We start from the raw sequence: 2,753 nt of genomic DNA on the forward strand, positions 1-2,753 counted from the left end.
CGAGAAGGCGTGAGCAATGCGCTGGCGGAATTCAGGTCTAGTGCTCAACAGTTGCCGCTGTACAAAGGAGGCAAGACTTCAGAACGTACGTAAGCATCCGATGTAGGCTGCGGGCGCTGGCTTCTCTTACGTCTCTGCCTTGGGTTTACGGGACCGCGGGGCCCATTTCGCGGCAAGGCGGTTGAAGCGTTCGGTGATGCTGTCGATTCCGGCATCTTCTGCGTCGAAGTTCCCGCCCGACTACCGGACGATGTCCTCGTGTTGCTCATGATCGGGATCGGCGAGCGCTTTGAGGAATTTCTCATAGTCTCACGCGCCGTCGACGTCCTCGTGCGGACAGGCCCCGGTGGCCTTCAGCAGCCATGGATAGGTCATGCCCGGGCGGCCTCGTTGACCCGCTCGATTCGGATGCTGTGGTCCCAGTCATCACCGAAGTCGTAGACATACTGGGTCGTCCTGGTGGCGGTCTAGTCGAGCAGCTTTTCCAGGGTGATCTTCTTCGCGCCCGTGGGGCCGTCATAGAATTCCTCCGGATCGGGCTCGCCCCAACCGGCATCACCCCCCGGAACTCGTTGAGATGGGTGTCGGTCCAGCTCATGACAGCCTGAATGGTGTTATGCAGCCGGTCGAGCCTGATCTTCAGTGGCACTTCGATATGGCGCATCGGCATTGGCTCGCCGTCGTTCAGGATGATCCGGAGGCGGGCGATCAGGGTCATGCGGCCATCCTTGTCGGGTCGCAACCAGTTCCAGGGCAGCAGTTCCGGCACCCGAGAGGCTGTCGTGCCGGGTAGCCGAGCCAATCGGCGAGCCAGGCCTGAGGATCGACATCGTTCATCTTCGCGGTGACGATCAGGGAATACATGAAGGGGGCGCGGTCACCACCGCGCTCGGAGCCGGCGAGGAGCCATGACTTGCGGCCGAGAGCCACGCCACGAAGCGCCCGCTCGGCAGCGTTGTTCGTCAGGCAGATCCGGCCATCGTCGAGGAAGCGGGTGAACGCGTCCCAACGGCCTGCCTTGAACATGTAGGCGATCGCCTTGGCGACGGGGTTGTGCCTCGACATCGTATCGCGCTCGGCTTGCATCCAGTCGCGCAGGTCTTCGATTAGCGGACGGGACAGCCGTTGCCGGGCGATGAGCCTGGTCACGGCGCCCAAGTCGTTGATCTCGCGCTCGACGTCGAAGATGGCATCTATCTTCGTCACTGCCTCCAAGGCCACCGGCGATATGTCATGGGCAGGCTTGCCCTTCCGGACATTCCCCTTGATGTCGGCAAGTTCGAAGAACTTGCGCCGGGCATGGCTCCAGCAAAGCGCGCTGCTCACCGGGCCGGGATTACGGTCGCCGCGATAGAGGTCGTTGTAACCGCCGTAGGCATCGGCCTGCAAAATGCCCTGCCAGCCGGCGAGATGCCGGTTGGGGTGGGCCATCTCCCGGTCGCGCGAGAAGTAAAACAGCGCAGCCGGCGGCTCCCCGCCCGCGAAGGGGCGGTCGTCCCGAACATAGGTCCAGAGCCGCGCCGTGCGCGTCCCGCCCTTCGCCAGAAGCGGCACCGTCGTGTCATCGCCGTGCAGCCGCTCGGCCCCGAGGACATGGGTCCGGATCAACGCGTGGATCGGCTCGAGCGCGGCGGCACAGGCCCCGACCTGGTCGGCAAGCGTCGAGAGGCTGAGATCGACACCTTCCTTCGCATAGCGTTCAGCCTGCCGGTTCAGGGGCTGATGCTTGCCGAACTTTTCGAACAGGATCATCGCCAGAAGGTTCGGGCCAGCCCAGCCACCGGGGTGGAACGGGGCCGGCGGCTCGCTGATCTTCTCGCAAGAGCGGCAGGTGAACTTCTCGCGGACGGTGTGGACCACCTCCAACGTCTCGGTGATATCCTCGCCCATCTTCACGATGCGATCCGGCCCGCAGCACGAGCAGGCGATCGGGGCCTCGATTACCACGCTCGCGCGGCAGATGGTATCTGGTCGATCAAGCGGGCACGGCGCTCCGAGCTATGGCCATATTGTTCGCGCTGGAGCTTGGCGATCTCGAGCCGGAGATGCTTGATCATCGCCTCGGCGGTCGAGGCCACTGCCCGAGCTTGCGCCAGTTCGCTTTCAGCGGCCTTGGCACGGGCTTCCGAGGCGGCGAGCGCGGCCCGCATCTGTCAATCTCGGAAGCGGTATCTGACATGGCCTATGTCTCCCACGCCGGCTTCATAAATCCCATGAAACAAGGCTCTTACCGCCGGTTTATCCCGCCTTTGCAGGGCGTTGGATCCAGCGGGGGTTGCGCCAGTCGATCCCTTCCAGAAGATAGCCGAGCTGGGCCGCGGAGATCTGCACCGCTTCACCGCTCCCGCTGGTCGGCCAGATGAACTTCCCGGCCTCCAGCCGCTTCGTATAGAGCGACATCCCCACGCCATCATGCCAGGTCAGCTTGACCAGATCGCCCCGGCGCCCGCGGAAGCAGAAGATCTCGCCGGCATGGGGATCGCGCCCGAGACCCTGCTGGACCTGCAACGCCAGCGTGTTCATGCCGCGCCGCATGTCCGTCACCCCGCCCGTGATCCAAACGTGCACCCCCGCCGGGAACGCAATCATCGGCCGTCCAGCACCGGAAGGAGGCGTGCCAGCACCTCCAGATCCATTGCCGAGGACACAAGAAGCCGGCGTCCGTTCATCAGCAGTATCTCAAGCTGGATGTCAGCCGTTCTAGGCTCTGGACTCATAACCAGAAGATGACGGTAGCGGCGAGGGCGATGGCC

1 protein-coding gene and 3 pseudogenes are annotated in these 2,753 nt (G+C 63.8%); all 4 read right to left on the reverse strand.

Going from position 1 to position 2,753, the window contains the following annotated elements; all coding sequences use genetic code 11:
- Positions 1–371: 371 nt before the first annotated feature.
- A pseudogene (locus ACFDS3_RS20415) lies at positions 372–422 on the reverse strand (hypothetical protein); the annotation flags it as partial.
- Positions 423–619: 197 nt separating this feature from the next.
- Positions 620–718, reverse strand: a pseudogene (locus ACFDS3_RS20420) (plasmid pRiA4b ORF-3 family protein); the annotation flags it as partial.
- Positions 719–742: 24 nt separating this feature from the next.
- Positions 743–2,179: pseudogene (locus ACFDS3_RS20425) on the reverse strand (IS66 family transposase); the annotation flags it as partial.
- A gap of 59 nt (positions 2,180–2,238) precedes the next feature.
- Positions 2,239–2,589: an IS66 family insertion sequence element accessory protein TnpB gene (tnpB, locus tag ACFDS3_RS20430; RefSeq protein ID WP_375264161.1), complete on the reverse strand. Its 351-nt coding sequence runs from the start codon at positions 2,587–2,589 to the stop codon at positions 2,239–2,241.
- Between the last annotated feature and the right edge of the window lie 164 nt (positions 2,590–2,753).

Source organism: Palleronia sp. (genome assembly GCF_042089775.1).
Lineage (GTDB): Bacteria > Pseudomonadota > Alphaproteobacteria > Rhodobacterales > Rhodobacteraceae > Palleronia.